General features: G+C 74.5%; 15 protein-coding genes and 1 tRNA gene. 7 read left to right on the plus strand and 9 right to left on the minus strand.

Features of this window, described 5'->3' with window-relative positions:
- Positions 1-116 precede the first annotated feature (116 nt).
- Positions 117-464 carry a cupin domain-containing protein gene (locus tag ACFIF2_RS27930; protein WP_395576001.1) on the minus strand — a complete coding sequence of 116 codons (348 nt, stop codon included), beginning with the start codon at positions 462-464 and terminating at the stop codon, positions 117-119.
- 140 nt (positions 465-604) lie between these two features.
- On the opposite strand from ACFIF2_RS27930, the gene ACFIF2_RS27935 reads away from it, so the two are divergent.
- On the plus strand, positions 605-1,054 hold the full coding sequence (locus ACFIF2_RS27935; protein WP_395576002.1) for a GNAT family N-acetyltransferase: 450 nt from the start codon (positions 605-607) through the stop codon (positions 1,052-1,054).
- Between the two features lie 138 nt (positions 1,055-1,192).
- Here ACFIF2_RS27935 and ACFIF2_RS27940 read toward each other — a convergent pair whose 3' ends face one another.
- Positions 1,193-2,158, minus strand: coding sequence for a bile acid:sodium symporter family protein (locus ACFIF2_RS27940; protein WP_395576003.1), 966 nt, complete (start codon positions 2,156-2,158; stop codon positions 1,193-1,195).
- A 160-nt stretch (positions 2,159-2,318) separates the two neighbouring features.
- Between ACFIF2_RS27940 and ACFIF2_RS27945 the strand changes: the two genes are divergently transcribed.
- A tRNA-Pro gene (locus ACFIF2_RS27945) sits at positions 2,319-2,392 on the plus strand.
- 241 nt (positions 2,393-2,633) lie between these two features.
- Here ACFIF2_RS27945 and ACFIF2_RS27950 read toward each other — a convergent pair.
- Positions 2,634-3,713, minus strand: a complete 1,080-nt coding sequence (locus tag ACFIF2_RS27950) for a hypothetical protein (protein WP_395576004.1) — start codon at positions 3,711-3,713, stop codon at positions 2,634-2,636.
- 78 nt (positions 3,714-3,791) lie between these two features.
- Between ACFIF2_RS27950 and ACFIF2_RS27955 the strand changes: the two genes are divergently transcribed.
- Positions 3,792-5,606: a LuxR C-terminal-related transcriptional regulator gene (locus ACFIF2_RS27955; RefSeq protein WP_395576005.1), complete on the plus strand. Its 1,815-nt coding sequence runs from the start codon at positions 3,792-3,794 to the stop codon at positions 5,604-5,606.
- 24 nt (positions 5,607-5,630) lie between these two features.
- Here the strand turns inward: ACFIF2_RS27955 and ACFIF2_RS27960 are convergent, their stop codons facing one another.
- Entirely contained in the window at positions 5,631-8,288 is a 2,658-nt protein-coding gene (locus tag ACFIF2_RS27960) for a CHAT domain-containing protein (protein WP_395576006.1), read from the minus strand.
- A gap of 167 nt (positions 8,289-8,455) precedes the next feature.
- Here ACFIF2_RS27960 and ACFIF2_RS27965 point away from each other — a divergent pair, with 167 nt between their 5' ends.
- Genes ACFIF2_RS27965 through ACFIF2_RS27975 form a run of 3 tightly spaced genes read left to right on the plus strand, consistent with a single transcriptional unit; the run spans position 8,456 to position 11,029 of the window.
- On the plus strand, positions 8,456-9,889 hold the full coding sequence (locus ACFIF2_RS27965) for a S8/S53 family peptidase (RefSeq protein WP_395576007.1): 1,434 nt from the start codon (positions 8,456-8,458) through the stop codon (positions 9,887-9,889).
- Between the two features lie 7 nt (positions 9,890-9,896).
- Complete coding sequence (locus tag ACFIF2_RS27970) at positions 9,897-10,538, plus strand: RNA polymerase sigma factor (RefSeq protein ID WP_395576008.1); 642 nt, start codon at positions 9,897-9,899, stop codon at positions 10,536-10,538.
- Positions 10,535-11,029, plus strand: coding sequence for a hypothetical protein (locus tag ACFIF2_RS27975; protein ID WP_395576009.1), 495 nt, complete (start codon positions 10,535-10,537; stop codon positions 11,027-11,029). The genes ACFIF2_RS27970 and ACFIF2_RS27975 overlap by 4 nt, the downstream gene beginning before the upstream one ends.
- 42 nt (positions 11,030-11,071) lie before the next feature.
- Here the strand turns inward: ACFIF2_RS27975 and ACFIF2_RS27980 are convergent, their stop codons facing one another.
- The 5 genes from ACFIF2_RS27980 to ACFIF2_RS28000 form a co-directional block, all read right to left on the minus strand.
- On the minus strand, positions 11,072-11,857 hold the full coding sequence (locus tag ACFIF2_RS27980; RefSeq protein WP_395576010.1) for an N-formylglutamate amidohydrolase: 786 nt from the start codon (positions 11,855-11,857) through the stop codon (positions 11,072-11,074).
- Positions 11,858-11,998: 141 nt separating this feature from the next.
- Positions 11,999-14,218, minus strand: a complete 2,220-nt coding sequence (locus ACFIF2_RS27985) for an NADP-dependent isocitrate dehydrogenase (protein WP_395576011.1) — start codon at positions 14,216-14,218, stop codon at positions 11,999-12,001.
- A gap of 129 nt (positions 14,219-14,347) precedes the next feature.
- The gene (locus ACFIF2_RS27990) at positions 14,348-15,412 is read right to left on the minus strand and encodes a mechanosensitive ion channel family protein (protein WP_395576033.1); all 1,065 of its coding nucleotides are present in this window, start codon (positions 15,410-15,412) and stop codon (positions 14,348-14,350) included.
- A 167-nt stretch (positions 15,413-15,579) separates the two neighbouring features.
- Complete coding sequence (locus ACFIF2_RS27995; RefSeq protein WP_395576012.1) at positions 15,580-15,843, minus strand: hypothetical protein; 264 nt, start codon at positions 15,841-15,843, stop codon at positions 15,580-15,582.
- Between the two features lie 35 nt (positions 15,844-15,878).
- Positions 15,879-16,778 (minus strand): YbhN family protein, encoded by a 900-nt coding sequence (locus tag ACFIF2_RS28000; RefSeq protein WP_395576034.1) that lies wholly within the window; start codon positions 16,776-16,778, stop codon positions 15,879-15,881.
- Between the two features lie 246 nt (positions 16,779-17,024).
- Between ACFIF2_RS28000 and ACFIF2_RS28005 the strand changes: the two genes are divergently transcribed.
- A complete protein-coding gene (locus ACFIF2_RS28005) occupies positions 17,025-18,914 on the plus strand; it encodes an ABC transporter ATP-binding protein (protein ID WP_395576013.1) in 1,890 nt (629 codons plus the stop codon).
- Positions 18,915-18,944: the final 30 nt, after the last annotated feature.

Consider the following 18,944-nt stretch of genomic DNA (forward strand, 5'->3'; position numbering starts at 1 on the left):
GCGGACCGGTCCCAGCTCTGTCCCGCCCACCCTGGGCGCAGGGTCGGCATCATGTCAACCTTTTGACAGGACAAAGCCGGGTGTCGCGCGCCTGCCGGAGGTCGGTCGCCGCGCGCCTACCGGAGGTTGATCGCGTACGCCTTGCGCAGCGTCTCGTGCACCGTCCACGTCGTACGGTCGCCCTCGCGCAGCACGGCCAGGTCGCCCGGCCCCACCGTCAGCGTCGGGCCGCCCGCCACCTCGACGGTGGCCGAGCCGCTGAGCACGACGAACATCTCGTCCGCCTCGGTGTCGGTGACGACGCCCGGGGTGATCTGCCAGACGCCGCGCGCCTGGCGGCCGTCCTCCGACTCCCAGACCACCTTGCCGGTCACCTCGGGGGTGCCGGACACGATCTGCTCGGGGGAGAGGGGCTCGGGTTCGAGCTCGGCGTCGGGGACGTGGACAACGAAGCTGTGGGTCATGCCGTGACGCTAGCCGTGGCGGACGGCGGGCCGGGGGCGACAGGGTGTGGGGTATCCGGCCGGATCCGCGGACACTTCGTCGCACTCCGCGGGCCTTGGCCGGACGAGAACGCCGACGACGGGCCGGTAGCGTGGCGATCATGGTGGAGTGGGAGATCCGGCCGGCGTCGGTGTCGGACGTGGAGGCCGTCGCCGAGCTGCGGGCCGTGGTGCTGCGGGCGGATCTGGAGCGGCTCGGCCGGTACGACGAGCGGCGGGTGCGGCAGCGGCTGCGGGACGGTTTCGACAGCGAGCACAGCTGGGTGATCGAGGTGGACGGCGCGTTCGCCGGCTGCGTGGCGCTGCGGCCGGCCGAGGGCGTCCGGTGGCTGGAGCACTTCTACCTCGCGCCGCGCCTCCAGGGGGCGGGCATCGGCTCGGCCGTGCTCCGCGCGCTGCTGGCGCGGTGCGACCGCGCCGGCGACCTCGTCCGCCTGAACGTGCTGCGGGGCAGCGCGGCCCGCCGGCTGTACGAGCGGCACGGGTTCACCGTGGAGTCCGAGGACTCGGTGGACGTGTTCATGGTGCGCCGGCCGGCGGTCCCGGCCTGACCGCCCTCCGGCGCGCACCCCGACGCGTGCGCCGTCCGCCGCGCGCCGTCAGGTCCGTGCCGTCGGGCCCGTGCCGTCGGGCCCGCGGAGCACCCGCCCGTGCCGCCCCCGGCCGCCGGCGGCACACCGGCCCCCGGCTCACCGCCCCCGGCGTGAGAGCCACGCGGCGGTCACCGCGCCGGAGACGTTGTGCCAGACGGAGAAGACGGCGGCCGGCAGGGCCGCCAGGGGGCTGAAGTGGGCGGTGGCTAGGGAGGCCGCGAGGCCGGAGTTCTGCATGCCGACCTCGAAGGCCATGGCACGGCTCGCCGGTTCGCCGAGCCGTGCGACGCGTCCCGCCCCGTAACCGAGCGCCAGCCCGAGGCCGTTGTGCAGCACCACGGCGACGAACACCAGCCCCGCGGCCGACTTGATGGCGTCGGCGCTGCCCGCCACCACCACCGCCACGATTACCGAGATCGTCAGGGCGGACAGCCAGGGCAGCGCGGGCAGCGCCCGCTCCACGTACCGTCCGGCCAGCAGCCGCACGGCCAGGCCCGCGAGGACCGGCAGCAGCACCGTCTTGAGGATGTCGGTGACCATGGACCCGGCGTCCACCGGGAGGTACTCGCCGGCCAGCAGGAGCGTCAGCGGCGGCGTGACCAGCGGGGCGACGAGCGTCGAGACGGTCGCGACCGACACGGACAGGGCCACGTCACCGCGCGCCAGGTACGTCACCACGTTGGAGGCGGTGCCGCTGGGCGCGCAGCCGACGAGGATCACGCCCGCGGCGAGCTGCGGGGGCAGGTCGAGCAGGTGGGCGATGGCCCAGCCGAGCCCCGGCATGATGACGTAGTGCGCGACCAGGCCGAGGGCCACCGCCCAGGGGCGCCTGGCGACCCCCCGGAAGTCCTCGGGGGTCATGGTGATGCCCATGCAGAACATCACCACGCCCAGCAGGTACGGCACCGACTCGCTCCACCCGGTGAAGCCGCCGGGGAGCAGCAGGCCGAGGGCGCCGGCCAGGAGGACGAGAACCGGGAAGACGGTCACGGCGCGCCGCGCGGAGCGGTCGCCGGTGGTGTCGGGGGCGTTGCCGAGGTGTTCGGGTCGTTCTGTTCGCACCGGTCGTTCCTTTCGCACCGTGCGAGGTAACGCCCGCCGACGGGCGTGACGCAAAGCCGTCTCGCGATGTGATCATCGGACGGCTCCCGCGCGGGACGGCCCTCCCGGGTGGATGGGGTAGGCTTGACCAGCGCGATCACCCACGACGTGGGCCGCGCACCGGGACGTGGCGCAGCTTGGTAGCGCACTTGACTGGGGGTCAAGGGGTCGCAGGTTCAAATCCTGTCGTCCCGACTCGCGAGACAGCGGGTCGAGGGGTCGTTCGAGAACATCGGACGGCCCCTCCTCGCTGTCCGAGGGCTCCGGCGCCTCGCGTCGGCCATCGTCCGGTTCGCTGCCCCGCCGTGTCCGTCGACCCCCGTACGACGGACACGGCGGGGCGAGGGCACGTCACGCTCCCCCAAGGTGACGTGCCCTCATCGGCCCCCGGCGCCGGACTGTGGCCGCGGCGCCCGGGTGTTCGCGGACCGTGCGGTCACCAGCACATGACCGCGGTCTCGCCCGCACCCCACGAGGAGTACAGGCGCACCCGGACGACATAGCGGCGGCCCTGGACGAAACGGGCCCGGACCGTGGCGTTGCGGGGGCTCCCGCCGTCGTCCTGACCGGCGAGGTAGCGGGGCCTGCCGTCCCGCACCTCGAAGACCACGACGACGGCGTCGCTGTCGCCGAAGGTGCCCACGGTGTACGCGCGGGTCTCCGGCGGGTCGAGACGGAAGTCGGCCTGCTCGCCCGGTCCGAGACCGAGCGGCACCGAGCGGAACGGCACCAGCGGTCCCGGCCGGCTCACGGGCGGGTACCAGCGCAGGGCGAACTCCTTGTCGGCGGCCGAGAGGGTGCCGGGCGGCTGCAGGCCCGAGCGGTAGTGCTCCGGCTCCAGTATCAGCCCCGACGGGAAGGGATACTCCATGATCGACTGGGGGTCCCAGACCGGGCCGTTGGCCTCGTCGCCGTCGAGCTTGCGCAGGATGTTGTGGAACGTCCGCTCCCGGCTCCAGTGGTTCGGCGGGCCCGCCAGCTCGGCGTAGACGGCCTCGTCGTCCCAGAGGATCCCGGCGTACGGGCTCTGGTGCTCGTGCAGCATGCCGAGCGCGTGCCCGATCTGGTGCAGGGCCGTCGCCCGCTCACCGGGGGCGGTGAGGTCCCAGCCGAAGTTCATCGTCCGGTCGTTCAGACCGACCCGGAGCGCGTCCTTGCCCACCGCCGACCAGGATCCGTCGCCGGGCTCGAAGCCGATGCGCAGCTCGGCCTCCGAGCGGTCGCCGACCTCGGTGAGGACGAGTCCGATGCCGAGGTCCTGCCACTCCCGGAAGCAGTCGCGCACCACGTCCCGCTGCTCCTCGGTACCGGCCCACGACCCGCGCCGCGGCCGGCCGGTGCCCCGCATGGGAACGACCGAGGAGTCGGTGTCGCCGCCGAGGAAGCAGTAGTGCAGCACCGTCCCGTTGACCCACATCCGCTGCCCGCCCACGAGCGCGGCGAGGCGCTCGGCGGCCAGCCCCGGCGCGAACGCGGGGGCAGGCTGCTGCGCGAGCGAGCAGTAGCGTGCGGTCATGGCCCCCAGCCTGCCGTCCGGCCGGGCGCGGGCACTTGAGTCGAGGGCTACTCAAGTCCCCCTGTATCAGGGCTGAGTATGCCGGCTCATGTTCCCGTGACGACTTCTCTGCGGGACGCGAAGACGACGCTGCGGACGCCCTGGCCGTTCACCGGGCGCGCGGACGAACTCGAGCTGGTGCGCCGGTCCGTGACCGCCGGACACCACGGCATCGTGGTGACGGGACCGGCGGGACGCGGCAAGACCAGGCTCGTGACGGAGGCCGTCCGCGGCACGGAGTACGCCAGGGCCGCCGGAACACCCCGCGCCCAGCAGGTCCCCTTCGCCGCCTTCGCGCACCTGCTGCCCGAGACCGTCACCCTGCACCGCGCGGTGCGCCTACTGTCCGGCGTACGGCTGCTGCTGGTCGACGACGCGCACCTGCTGGACGACGCCTCCGCCGCCCTGGTTCACCAGCTCGCCGTGCACGGACGCACCCGCCTCCTGGTGGTCGCCGCGGAGGGCGTCCCCGTGCCGGGCGCGGTGTCCAGGCTGTGGTCGGGGGAACTGCTGCCGCGCCTCGCCCTGGAACCGCTGCCCCGCGAGGAGACCGCCGAACTGCTCGCCGCGGGCGCGGAGGGCGCCCTGGAGCCGCTCACCGTCGACCGGCTGCACCGCCTGTCCCAGGGCGACCTGCGGCTGCTGCGCGACCTGCTGGCCGCGGTGCGCGAGCGGGGCGTGCTCACCCCCGTCCCGGGCACCGGCCAGCGCGCGTGGCGAGGACCGGTGCCGGTCACCGCGGCCGTCCGGGAGCGCGCCGCCCAGGTCCTCGACCGCGCCTGCCCGCGCCAGCGCGAGACCCTCGAACGCCTCGCCTTCGCCGAGCCGTCGGCCCTCGGCCTGGACGACCTCGACGTACGGGTCCTGGAGCAGCTGGAGGCCGACGGGCTGGTCACCGTCGACGACCACGGCGCCACCCGCCTCGCCCACCCCCTGCACGGCCCGGTGCTGCGCGCGGTCGCGGGCCGGCTGCGCGCCCGGCGCCTGGCCGGAACGCCGGACCGGTACGGCCCCGCCCTCGCGGCGGAGCGGGACGCCCTCGCCCGTGCCCTCGCGCGGGACGACGTACGGGATCCGGCGGCACCCGTGGGGGAGTGGCTGGCGGCCGAGGGAGTGCCGCTCCCGGCCGGGTACGCGGCCCTGCGCGCCCGGTTCGCGCGGCTGCGCGGCCGGCTGCGGGAGGCGGCGGCCTGGGCCCGGGAGGGCCTGCGGTCGACCCCCGGTGACGCGGCCTGCCGCGCCGAACTCGCCCTGGCCGCAGCCCAGTCGGGCGACGCCACGCAGGCCGGCGGCGGCCCGGCCGGGGCCTGGGAGGCCGCCGCGCGCGGCGACCTAGACGAGGCGGTCCGGCTGGCCGCCGCCTCAGACCCGTACGACGCCGTCCGGCTCGGCGCGCCCGAGCGGGCGGCCGGCCGCCTGACCGGCGTCTTCGCCGCCCACGCCGACGCGCTCGCCCGGGGCGACGGGCCGGCGCTCGACGAGGCGGCCGGGGAACTGGAACGGCGCGGATTCCTCCTGTACGCGGCCGAGGCGCGCGCCCAGGCGGTACGCGCCCACCGCGACCCCGCCGCCGCCCGCGGGTCCCGCACCCGCGCCGTCGCCCTCGCCCGGCGCTGCGAGGGCGCCCGCACCCCGGCCCTGTCCGGGCTGGTGCTCGGCGAACTCACCGCACGCCAGCGCCAGATCGTCACGCTCGCCGCCGCGGGCCTGAGCAACCGTCAGATCGCGGAGCGACTCACCCTGTCCGTGCGCACTGTCGGCAACCACCTCTACGGCGCCTACACCCGCCTCGGCGCCGGTGACCGCGGCGCGCTGCCCTGGCTGATGGAGCTGCCCGAGTCCCAGCCGGCCTGACGGCGCGGGAGCGCCCGTCGCCGCTCAGGCCGCCCCGAACGCGGAGAACGCCCACCCGGTCGCCTGGTGCACCGCGTCGTCGGGCAGCGCGGCCCGCGCGTCGCGCAACGCCTCCGCCAGGGACAGCCCCGCGTCCAGCCCCTTGTGCAGCGCGAGCATCAGCGGCACCACCGCGGCGTCGTTGACCGGCGCGCTGCACGCCACCACGCCGGCGGTGCCCAGCGGCAGCAGCGCGGTGACCAGCCCCAGCAGTTCGTCCGCGCCGACCGACGCGAACCGGGCGGTGTCGCAGCAGGACAGGATGATCCGGTACGGGCTGCGGTCCAGCCGCTCGAAGTCGTGCACGATGAGTGGCCCGTCCGCCATCCGCAGCGACGAGAACAGGGGGCTGTCCGCGCGGAAGGTGCCGTGCGCAGCGATGTGCGCCAGCGCCGCCCCGTCCAGCTCCCGCAGCACCCGTGGCACCCGCGCCTCGTCCTCCCCCAGCACGGTGAGCGCCGCACGCCGGTCGGGGCCGCCCGGCTCGTGGGCCCGGCCCGGCGGTCCGCCGTAGCGGTCGGCGAGGACCGGTACCTCCGCGCCGCCGCTCGCCAGCCCCGGACCGCGCACCAGCACCTGGCCGCCGCCCGGCGGGGGAGCGGTGTCCCGCGCGCGCAGCCAGCTGCCCGCCGACGGGGAGACGCTCAGCACCCGTTCGCGCAGCGCGGGCAGCAGGGCCCAGGGCACGCGGTGCAGGCGGCCCGGCGGGACCACGACCACGGGACCGGCGCCGAGGTGGGCGGCGGCCGGGCCGAGCAGCAGCTCCTGGAGGCGGGCGCCCGCCGCCTCCACCAGCGGCAGCCGGGCCTCCGCGCCCGGGTGGGCCAGCCGCCGCAGCCCCGCCTGCACGTGCTCGGCCTCCCGTTCCGCCTCGGCCAGCATCCCCGCCTCGAACCGCCGCACCCGGCCCTGCCCGCACAGCAGCACGTGCACGCGCCCGTCGAGCACGGCCAGCTCCACCAGACGCACGTCGTCACCGAGCCGGTCCAGCAGCCGCCCCACGTCGAAGCGGGCGTCGTCGTCCGGGGCCTCACCCCTCATGTGCAGGGTGCGGGAACGGATCTCCCGCTCCAGGCGGCGCTGTTCGCGCTCCAGCGCGGCCACGGGCCGGCCGCCGCCCGTGCGGGCCTCCTCCGCGCGGGCGGCCAGTTCCCGGAACGCCGTCATGGCGCTCAGCAGCACCGGATCGGCCGGCGGCCGGGTCGGCGGGGCGGACAGCACCGTGGCCCGCCACCGCTCGCTCCACACCAGCAGCCGCCGCGGTCCGCCCGAGGCGAGGCTCGCCCGCTGCGCCAGTGCCGCCAGCTCCGTGCCCTGCGCGGTGGCCCTGGCCCGCAGCTCCGAGGCGCCCAGCGTCATCCGGTGGTCGTCGAGGACGTCCAGTCCGCGCCGGCAGGCCTCCAGCACGCCCCGCGTCGAACCGGCCGCCCGCGCGCGCAGCGCCTGCGCCGCCCAGCCCGTCATCCGCGCCAGCGGCGGCCCGATGTGCCGGCTGCGCGCGGCCACCGCCAGGTGCCGTTCCGCGTCGGCCGTCCAGCCCAGCCCGAGGGCGATCCGGCCCGCGAGCAGCGACGCCTCGGGCGCGGCCGGGGCGCCGAAGGCGGCCAGCCGCTCCGCCACCGCCGCCGCGTCCGCGACCAGCCGTCCCGAGGCGCGGCCCGTGGCGACCCGCGCCTCGATCAGCACCAGCCGGGCGTGCGTCTCGTACCAGGTGCGCCGCTGCCCGGCGAACAGCCGCACCGCGACGGCCGCGCGGGCCAGCGCGGTCCGCGGCTCGCCGGCCAGCCGGGCCGCCCGCGCGGCGACCAGCAGCAGTTCCGCCTTGCGGGTGGACTGCCCGCCGATCCCGTCCAGCGCCGCGATCGCCCCGTCCGCCTCCGCCAGCGCCTCCGTGGCGAGCCCCGCCGCCATGAGCACCTCGCAGCGCCGGATGGTGAGCATGAACGTCGGCGTGCCGAGCTTCGCGTACCGCTCCTCCGCCTCGTCCAGCAGCCTGAGCGCCGCCGGCACGTCGCCCGAGCGGAACGCCGCGAGCCCCCGGCTCTCCACCGCGTCGGCCTTGTCGTGCTCCTGGCCGGTGGTGTCCCACAGTGCCTCCGCCGCCGTGAAGTCGGCGTCCGCCCGCTCCACCGAGCCGAGCGCCAGGTGCACGGTGGCCCGCAGGGTCAGCGCCCGCGCCGTCCAGATCACGTCGTCCGCCTGCCGCAGCACCGGAATGGCCCGGCGCACGTCCACCAGCGCCTCCCCGTGGCGGCCCAGCACCCACCACACGTACGCCCTGCGGTACAGCACCCGCGCTCTGGTGTGCCCGGTGCCGCGCGCCACGCCCCGCTCGAACGCGGCCAGCCCCTCCCGGGTGCGGCCGGCGTGCACCAGCGCCACCCCGAGCGTGGCCAGCACGTCCGCCTCCCGCTCGGCCGAGTCCGCGCGGGCCGCCAGCTCGCGGGCGCGCCGCAGATGCGCCAGCGCCCGCCTGGTGTCCCCGAAGTCCCGCTGCCAGATGCCGATGACCTGATGGGCGACCGAGGCGTGCAGCGGTGAGGGATCGGCCCCGAGCAGCTCCTGGGCCCGTTCGAGTGCCTCGCCCGGGGCGGCGAACACCATCGGCAGCAGTTCGAGGACCGAGTCGTTTCCCGCCGTCACCCCACGGATGGTAGTGCTCCGGAACCACGCCCCACAGGTTCGAGTCTGTATCAATCAGCCGCCCCGGGACTCTGATTGACGACCGTCGTACCGGCCGGCGTCCCGACCGCGGGCACGACCGCCGTCACGACCGTCGCCACCACCACCGCCTCAGTGGAGGACATGCCATGGCACCACAGCGATTCCGCGAGCAGTTCGACCAGATCCAGCGCTCGATGCCGGACGTGCCGCTGGCCATGGGGCCGGACGACTCCGCCGAGTTCCTCTACGAGAAGGGCGTCGTCCTCGCCCGCGACGGCGAGGAGGCCCGCCTCGTCGAGGACACCGTGCGCGACCACTTCACCACCATGGCCGGCCTCACCCCGGACCACGTGCGCCGGGCGAGCCCGGAGACCAACCGCACCGGCATCACCCGCATCCGGGTCGCCGACCCCGGCGAGGGCGACGGCGGCGGCGACCCCACCGTCGCCCACGCCCTGCGCTCCCTGCGGACGATGGAGGGACGCGCGGGCCGCCGGTTGATCAGCCGCAACCACGTCGTCTCCATCGCCGTCAACGCCTGCCCCGGCGACGAGCCGGTGCCCGTCCCGGTGAGCGAGCCGCCCAACCCGTTCCCCGCCGACACGCCGTACGACGCGGGGACCGCCGTCGGCGTCCTGGTCATCGACACCGGCCTCATGCACGACTACCGCTCCAGCCCGCTGCTGGCCCACACCGAGGGCGACGCCCAGATCCGGGAGTGCGACGACGCCGGCGTCCTGCTGCAGTACGTCGGCCACGGCACCTTCATCGCCGGACTCGTCGCCGCCGTCGCCCCGAACACCGACGTGACCGTCCTGGGCACCCTCAACGACGCCGGCGCCATCCTGGAGTCCGAGCTGGGCGAGAAGCTCTTCGAGGCCGTCGACCGCAGCGGCTGGCCCGAGGTGCTGAGCCTGTCCGCCGGCACCCCCAACGGCCGCACCGACGGCCTGCTCGGCGTCCACGCCTTCATGGAGGAACTGCGCGACCAGCGCACCCTGCTGGTCGCCGCAGCCGGCAACAACGGCAGCGCCACCCCCTTCTGGCCCGCCGCCTACGCCGACCTGCCTGGCTGGGAGCGCTCCGTGCTGTCGGTCGGCGCGCTGCGCGGCGACGGCGAGTACGGCGCCTGCTTCAGCAACCACGGCGGCTGGGTCAAGGTCTACGCCCCCGGCGAGCGCCTCACCAGCGCCCTCACCGGCTTCGCGACGCCGGTGCCGTACGTCTACCAGCACTCCACCTACGACGCCTGCCGGTACGGCTTCGGCTACGCCTGCACCTGCCAGTACCCCCGGCACAGCGGGGTGCTGAGCGAGCCGGGGCAGGCGCCCGCCAAGCCGGACCAGGTGATGTTCGAGGGGCACGCGCAGTGGAGCGGCACCTCCTTCGCCACCCCGGTGGTCGCGGGTCTGGTCGCCTCCTACATGACGGCGCACAAGGAGCGGGACCCGCGCGCGGCCCGCAAGCAACTGCTCGCGGCCAACACCGAGTTCGCGGAGGTGCGCGGCGCGCACGTGCCGGCGCTGCTGCCGCCCACCTGGCGCCCGGTCTCCGTCGACCCGCCGGCGGACGGGGCGTGAGGGGGCGATGCCGGGCGGAACGACGTGCTCCACGGCGTACGATGGCGTGTCGTACACGAGGGGTGGGACCGTGGACCGTGCAGATGTCGGGGTGCTCGTCCAGTTGGCCGCCGACGGGGACGCGGCGGCCTGGAAGTCGCTGGTGGACGGGCTCGGCCCGCTGGTGTGGTCCGTCGTGCGGGCCCACGGGCTGTCCGACGCCGACGCGCACGAGGTGTACCAGACCGCCTGGTTCCGGTTCGCCCAGAACCTGGGCCGGATCCGTGAGCCGGAGAAGACCGGTTCCTGGCTGGCGAGCACGGCACGGCACGAGTGCCTGAAGCTGCTGAGGGCGTCGAAGCGGTGGACGCCGACCGACGACCCGCAGCTGCTCGACCGGCCGAGCGAGGACCGTACGCCGGAGGAGTCGGTGCTCGACTCCGAGGAAGCCGCCGCGCAGACCGAGCGCGTACGGCGGCTGTGGCAGGAGTTCGAGGAACTGGGCGAGCGGTGCCGCCAGTTGCTGCGGGTGCTGATCTCCTCGCCACCGCCCAGTTATCAGGAGGTGTCCGCCGCGCTGGGAATCGCGGTGGGCAGCATCGGGCCGATGCGCCAGCGCTGTCTGCGCCGGCTGCGGGCCCGGCTGGAGGCACGGGGGACGACGACATGAGCGACCTGCACGACGACTTCGGGGACGAACGGTCCGAGGACGCCTTCGCGGACGACGAACTCGACACCGGTCTGCTGGAGGAGGAGCTGCGGCAGGCCGCGGCGATCCTGGACCCGGTCCCGGCCGAGCTGCGCCGGATCGCCGTCGACGCCTTCGCGCTGCACGACCTGGACGCGCGCGTCGCCGAGCTGACCTTCGACTCGCTGGTCGACGCCATCCCGGTCAGAGGAGAGACGGACCCGCCGCGGATGCTGACCTTCCGCGCGGACGACGTCATCCTCGACGTCGAGGTGACGGCGGACGGACTGATCGGCCAGGTGCTGCCGCCGGGGCCGGCCCGGATCGAGGTGCTGAGCGGCCCGCTGGCCCACGCCCGGCTGACGGCGGACGACATGGGCCGGTTCACCGGCGAGGCCCCGCCCACCGGCCCGTTCGCGCTGCGGCTGCGGACCGGCGGGGATGTGGTCGTCACCCAGTGGCTGCGCGCCTGAGCGGTGGGTCCGCCGGATCGCCGTGGCCGGCCGGTCCGCGGGTCAGCCGGACACGGCGTCGACGAGGGACGCCAGTGATGCCGCGAGGCGGGACAGTCCGGGGCCGGCCGGGCCGCCCGGCTCGGTCATGTAGGTGTCCCGGCGGATCTCCACCATCAGCGCGCCGACCTCACGCCGCTTCCCGTAGAAGTCCAGCGGTACGTACGTCCCGCTGAACGGGCTGTCCAGCCCCGTCTCCCCGCACGGGGCGAACGCCTCCCGCGCGGCGGCCAGCAGCTCGTCGGACGTGTGGAACGCGTCGGTCCCCAGGCACACCGGCGGGCGCGGGCCCTCGCCGTGCAGCTCGTACGGCAGGGGCTCGGCCGGGTAGGAGTGCACGTCGACGACCACGGCCCGCCCGGTGGCCGCGAGCCGGTCGGCGACCGCCCGCGTCATCGCCCGCGCGTACGGCCAGAAGTACCGCTCGATCAGCGGTTCCGGGTCGGTGCCGTCGGGCCGCAGCACCTCACGGTGGCTGGTCCGGGTGTACACGGCGCCCATGCCGACGGCCGTCATCTCCTCCCGCTCGTCGGGGAACCGCTCCGGGTCGACGACCAGTCGCGAGGCGCGGTTGACGAACCGCCAGGGCAGCAGACCGGCCAGCGCGGCCGCGGCCTCGGCGATCTCGTCCGTGTACGCGTCGGTGATGTGGTCCAGCTCGCGTTCCAGCGCCGCGTCGTCCAGGACGATGCCGGGACGGACGTCGGCGGGTACGCGCCGTGAGGAGTGCGGCACATGGAGGATCACGGGCGACGCGGGGTCGCCGGGGACGAGCTCGAAGGAGGGCATGGGGCTGCTCCGCGGGGACGAGGGACGAGGACGGGGCGCTCGGAGGGCTCCGACCCCGTGGCCGGAAGCCGGGACAGACGGGCACCCCGCCTCCGCCGGGGGCGGGGACGGGGTGCCGTGTGCCGTGGGGCCGGGTGAGGATCAGGCGAGGGACGCCAGCGCCTCGTTCCACGTGGCCGACGGGCGCATGACCTCGGCGGCCTTGGCCGGGTCGGGCTGGTAGTAGCCGCCGATCTCGGCGGGCTTGCCCTGGACGGCGTTCAGCTCGTCGACGATCTTCTGCTCGTCGGCCGCGAGCGTCTCGGCGAACGCGGCGAAGGCCTTGGCCAGGTCCGCGTCGTCGGTCTGCCCGGCCAGCTCCTGCGCCCAGTACAGGGACAGGTAGAAGTGGCTGCCGCGGTTGTCGATGCCGCCGACGCGCCGGGTCGGGGACTTGTCCTCGTTGAGGAAGGTCGCCGTGGCGCGGTCGAGGGCGTCGGCCAGGACCTTGGCCCGGGCGTTGCCGGTGACCTCGGCGTACTGCTCCAGGGACGGCACCAGGGCGAAGAACTCGCCGAGGGAGTCCCAGCGCAGGTAGTTCTCCTTGACCAGCTGCTGCACGTGCTTGGGCGCGGAGCCGCCGGCGCCGGTCTCGAAGAGGCCGCCGCCCGCCATCAGCGGGACGACCGACAGCATCTTGGCGCTGGTGCCCAGCTCCAGGATCGGGAAGAGGTCGGTCAGGTAGTCGCGCAGCACGTTGCCGGTGACGGAGATGGTGTTCTCGCCGCGGCGGATGCGCTCGACCGACAGCTTGGTCGCCTCGACCGGGGAAAGGATCTTGATGTCCAGGCCCTCGGTGTCGTGCTCCGGCAGGTACGCCTTGACCTTGGCGATCAGGTTGGCGTCGTGGGCGCGGCCCTCGTCCAGCCAGAAGACCGCCGGGTCGCCGGTGGCGCGGGCGCGGGTGACGGCCAGCTTCACCCAGTCGCGGATCGGGGCGTCCTTGGTCTGGCAGGCGCGGAAGATGTCACCGGCGGACACGGCCTGCTCGATGAGGGCGGTGCCGTTCTGGTCGACCAGGCGGACCGTGCCCGTGGTGGGGATCTCGAAGGTCTTGTCGTGGCTGCCGTACTCCTCGGCCTTCTGCGCCATGAGGCCGACGTTCGGCACCGAGCCCATGGTGGAGGGGTCGTAGGCGCCGTTGGCGCGGCAGTCGTCGATGACGGCCTGGTACACGCCGGCGTAGGAGGAGTCCGGGATCACGGCGAGGGCGTCGTGCTCCTGGCCGTCCGCGCCCCACATGTGGCCGGAGGTGCGGATCATGGCCGGCATGGAGGCGTCGATGATGACGTCCGAGGGCACGTGCAGGTTGGTGATGCCCTTGTCGGAGTCGACCATGGCCAGCTCCGGGCCCTCGGCCAGCTCGGCGTCGAAGGACGCCTTGATCTCGGCGCCCTCGGGCAGGGACTCCAGGCCCTTGTAGATGCCGCCGAGGCCGTCGTTCGGGGTGAGGCCGGCCTTGGCGAGCGCCTCGCCGTACCGCGCGAAGGTCTTCGGGAAGAAGGCGCGGACCACGTGGCCGAAGATGATCGGGTCGGAGACCTTCATCATCGTGGCCTTCAGGTGCACCGAGTACAGGATGCCCTCGGCCTTGGCGCGGGCGACCTGGGCCGTGAGGAACTCGCGCAGCGCGGCGACGCGCAGCACGGAGGCGTCCACGACCTCGTCCTTCTTCACCGGTACCGACTCGCGCAGCACCGTGGTGGTGCCGTCGTCGCCGACCAGCTCGATCCGCAGCGCGCCGTCCTCGGCGATCACCACGGACTTCTCGGTGGAGCGGAAGTCGTTCTCGCCCATGGTCGCGACGTTCGTCTTCGACTCGCCGGTCCAGGCGCCCATGCGGTGCGGGTGGTTCTTGGCGTAGTTCTTCACCGAGGCCGGGGCGCGACGGTCGGAGTTGCCCTCGCGCAGGACCGGGTTGACCGCGGAGCCCTTGACCTTGTCGTAGCGGGCGCGGATGTCGCGCTCCTCGTCGGTCTTCGGGTCGTCCGGGTAGGCCGGCAGCGCGTAGCCCTGCTCCTGCAGCTCGGCGATCGCGGCCTTGAGCTGCGGGATGGAGGCCGAGATGTTCGGCAGCTTGATGATGTTGGCGGCGGGCGTCTTGGCCAGCTCGCCGAGCTCGGCGAGGGCGTCCGGGATGCGCTGGTCCTCGGTCAGGTACTCCGGGAACAGGGCGATGATGCGGCCGGCCAGCGAGATGTCGCGGGTCTCGACGGCGACACCCGCCTGCGAGGCGTACGCCCGGATCACCGGCAGGAACGAATACGTCGCCAGGGCCGGGGCCTCGTCAGTGTGCGTATAGATGATGGTCGAGTCAGTCACCGGGTGCTCCGCTCCACGTCTGCAACATTGCTCGACATCAAGATATCTCGTGATCGACCGGGACTCGACAGGGGTCGCGCGGAGATTCCGGACAACCGGCCGCGCGACCCCTGTCGAACACATGGCCGATCAGCTCAGGGGGACGGCGTCCTCGTCGCCCGTGCGCTGCTGCGGGAACACCACGGCCCCCTGCTGGAGCGCCACCGTCCGGGCGGGCGCCGGAATGCGGATGCCCTCCTCGCGGTAGCGCCGGTGCAGGCGCTTGATGAACTCGTGCTTGATCCGGTACTGGTCGCTGAACTCGCCGACCCCCAGGATCACCGTGAAGCCGATCCGCGAGTCGCCGAAGGTGTGGAACCGCACCGCCGGCTCGTGCTCCGGCACCGCGCCGGCGATCTCGGTCATCACCTCGGCGACCACCTCGGTCGTCACCCGCTCCACGTGCTCCAGGTCGCTGTCGTAGGAGACGCCGGCCTGGACCATGATGGTCAGCTGCTGCTCGGGCCGCATGAAGTTGGTCATGTTCGACTGAGCGAGCTTGCCGTTCGGGATCACGACCAGGTTGTTGGACAGGTCGCGGACGGTGGTCTGCCGCCAGTTGATGTCCTCCACATAGCCGTCCTCGCCGCTGCTGAGCTGGATGTAGTCACCCGGCTGCACGGTCTTCGAGGCCAGGATGTGGATGCCCGCGAAGAGGTTGGCCAGCGTGTCCTGGAGGGCCAGCGCGACCGCCAGACCGCCGACGCCCAGGGCGGTGAGCATCGGCGCTATGGACACGCCCAGCGTCTGGAGCATCACCAGGAAGCCGATGGCCAGCACCAGGACCCGGGTGATGTTCACGAAGATCGTGGCCGACCCGGCGACACCGGAGCGGGACACGGTCACCGTCCGCACCAGCCCGGCGATCACCCGCGCCGCGGACACCGTCGCCACGAAGATCAACAGGACCGTCAGGCCCTGGTTGACGTTGTGCTGCACGGTCCGGGTCAGCGGCAGCGCCGCCGCCGCGCCCGCCGCACCGGCCGCGGCCGCCACCCAGGGCGCCACCGTGCGCAGCGCGGCCACGATCACGTCGTCGCCGCTCCAGCGGGTGCGGCCGGCGTGTCCCGCCAGCCAGCGCAGCAGCACCCGCAGCAGGAACGCTCCCAGGAGGCCCGCCGCCAGTGCGATGCCGGCGGGCACCAGGTGGTCCATGGTCAGGTCGTCCGTCACCGGGCACCTCCCGAGGGCGCGGTCGCGGCGAAGTCCCTCGCCGACGGCCGGATGTGAAGTCTCGTCACGTCGTCACCTGCTCGATACCTGCGGGGTTACGGGATGCGCGCTCGCACCGGCCCGCAAGGCAGTTCGACCGGTGCGAGCGTTCATCCTGCCGCATGCCGCGCGGTGTTCCGTACCGCGCCGGGGGACCGGGCCGGCTCCCGGACGCCGCGCCAGGCCGGCCGAGCCCACTCGCGGTCGTCGCCGTACGCCCCGGCCGGGGGCGTCCCGTACCGGCGGCGGGCGAGGAACCACCACGCCGTGCCCCCTGCCCGTACGACGATCAGCGCGACCGCCGCGTGCCGCGCCGGGCCGACCGCCGCCGGCGCCGGCCGGCGGAGGCGGCCCGGCACGGTGACGAACGCCACCCGCGCCACCGCCGTCCAACCCGCGCACCGTCCCCTCAGATCACCTTCATCCGGACCAGCGCCGCCAGCGTCAGCGCACCCGGCAGCAACGGCAGCCAGACCGTGAGGAGCCGGAACGCGAGGACCACCGCCGTGGCGACCGCCGCCGGGCCGCCCGCCGCCACCAGCGCCACCACCAGGGCCGCCTCGACCGAACCGATACCGCCCGGCGTGGGCACCAGCGCCACCGCGACGGTCGCCGCCAGATACGCCACCGCCATGTGCATGGTCGGCACCGGCAGCGCCAGCGCGTGTCCCACCAGGACCAGCGCCGCCGTCTGGAGCGCGGGGAAGGCGAGCGCGCCGCCCCACAGTGCCAGCGCCCGCGCCGGACGGGCGTGCACCGAGCGGGCCTCGCCGAGCGCCGTCCGCAGGAACGACTCCACCGCCCCGCGCAGCCGCGGCGCCAGCACCAGTACGCCCGCCGCCACCACCGGCACCGCCCCCGCGACGGCCAGCAGCGGTCCCACGGCCCCGTCGGGCAGCAGCGTGCCCAGCCGCAGCGCGCCGGGGAACGCCACGAGCAGGGCACCCAGGAGCGCGAGGCGGCCGACGCTCTCCGCCAGCAGGTACAGGGCGAGCGCGGCCGACGAACGGGCCAGCGGCAGCCCGCACACCGCCATGAACCGCAGGTTGACCGCGCTCGCGCCCAGCCCCGTCGGCAGCAGGTGGTTGGCCGCGCCCGCCGCGAACTGCGTGGCGAGCAGCCGCCGCCGGGGCAGCCGCTCCACCACCGCGCCCTGCCGGGTGCAGGCCGCGGCGACCCAGGTCAGACAGGTCGCGCAGGCGGCGGCCAGCAACCAGGGCCACCGGGCCGTGGCGAGATGGCCGAACCCCTCGGCCAGCACGGACCGGTGCCGCACCGCGACCACGGTGACCAGCAGCAGCGGGAGCACGCAGAAGATCCGCCGGACCAGCCGGGCACGGCCGTCGCGGCGGACGGGGAGGGGGCCGCGCAAGCGGCCGGACACGGGCTGCTCGGGGAGTTCTACCGCTGTCACACCACAAGAGATTCCCCGAGCCGCGCCAACTACGGATGGCCGACGCGCGGACGAGGGCTTACGGACCGCGGGCGGCGGGTGCCGCGCGTCCGCACCCGCACGCTTGACCTCAAGGAAGATTGAGGTTCTACCGTCACTCGCATGAGCATGGAGACCACAGCCTGGACCCAGCTGCACAGCGTCATGAACGCCGAGCGGGAGCGCCGGCCCCTGGCCCGCGCGACGCTGCGCCGCATCGGCGCGTTCGCCCGCCCGCACCGCCGCCGCATCGTCCGTTTCGTCCTGCTCGGGGTGGCGACCGCGCTGCTGGCCGTCGCCACCCCCGTCCTGGCCGGACGGGTCGTGAACGCGATCGTGTCGGGGGACGACGAGGGCACGGTCGTCCGGCTCGCCCTGCTGATCGCACTGATCGCGGTCGCGGAGGCGGGCCTCGGCATCCTCTCCCGGAGGCTGTCGGCGAGGCTCGGGGAGGGACTCATCCTCGATCTGCGCACGGCTGTGTTCGATCATGTGCAGCGCATGCCGGTCGCGTTCTTCACACGTACCCGTACGGGAGCGCTGGTCTCCCGTCTCAACAACGACGTCATCGGCGCCCAGCGCGCCTTCAGCAACACCCTCTCCGGCGTGGTGAGCAACCTGGTCACCCTGGTCCTCACCCTCGCCGTCATGCTCACCCTGTCCTGGCAGATCACCCTGCTCGCGCTGGTGCTGCTGCCCGTGTTCGTGCTCCCGGCCCGGCGCATGGGCCGCCGCATGGCCGTCATGCAGCGCGAGGCGGCCACCCTGAACGCCGCGATGGGCACCCGGATGACCGAGCGGTTCTCGGCGCCCGGCGCCACGCTGATCAAGCTGTTCGGCCGCCCCGAGGAGGAGTCCGCCGAGTTCGCCGACCGCGCCCGCCGCGTCGCCGACATCGGCGTACGCACCGCCACCGCCCAGGCCGCCTTCATCACCGCGCTCACCCTGGTCTCCGCGCTGGCCCTCGCCCTGGTCTACGGACTCGGCGGCTTCCTCGCCCTGCGCGGCTCCCTCGACCCGGGCGCCGTCGTGGCGCTGGCGCTGCTGCTGACCCGGCTGTACGCGCCGCTCACGGCGCTGGCCGGGGCGCGCGTGGAGGTGATGAGCGCCCTCGTCAGCTTCGAGCGGGTCTTCGAGGTGCTCGACCTGACCCCGCTCATCGACGAGAAGCCCGACGCCCGCCCGGTCCCCGACGGCCCGGTCGCCGTCGAGTTCGACGACGTCCGCTTCGGCTACCCGTCCGCCGACAAGGTCTCCCTGGCCTCCCTCGAAGAGGTGGCCTCCCTGGACACCCGGGGCGGCGAGGAGGTCCTGCACGGCCTCTCCTTCCGCGCCGAACCCGGCCAGACCGTCGCCCTCGTCGGCTCCTCCGGCGCCGGCAAGTCCACCATCGCCCAGCTGCTGCCGCGCCTGTACGACGCCGACGGCGGCACCGTGCGCGTCGGCGGCGTCGACGTCCGCGACCTCAGCGCGCGGTCCCTGCGCGACACCGTCGGCATGGTCACCCAGGACGGCCACCTCTTCCACGACACGGTCCGCGCCAACCTGCTGCTGGCCCGGCCCGAAGCCCCCGAGGCCGACCTGTGGGACGCGCTGGACCGGGCCCGCCTCACCGACCTCGTACGGTCCCTGCCCGACGGCCTCGACACCGTGGTCGGCGAGCGCGGCTACCGGCTCTCCGGCGGGGAACGCCAGCGGATGACCATCGCCCGGCTGCTGCTGGCCCGCCAGCGCGTCGTCATCCTCGACGAGGCCACCGCCCACCTCGACAACACCTCCGAGGCGGCCGTCCAGGAGGCGCTCACGGAGGCACTGGCGGGCCGGACCGCCGTGGTGATCGCGCACCGGCTCTCCACGATCCGGGCGGCCGACCAGATCCTGGTGGTCGAGGCCGGCCGCATCGTCGAACGCGGCACCCACGACGAACTCCTCGCGGCCGGCGGACGCTACGCCCAGCTCGACCGCACCCGCTTCGGCCGCCGGACCCCGGAGAGGGCCGAACAGGCGGCGTAGGCGATCCGGCCCGTACCGGACCGGCAGGTC

Source organism: Streptomyces sp. BK79 (genome assembly GCF_044142145.1).
Taxonomy (GTDB): domain Bacteria; phylum Actinomycetota; class Actinomycetes; order Streptomycetales; family Streptomycetaceae; genus Streptomyces.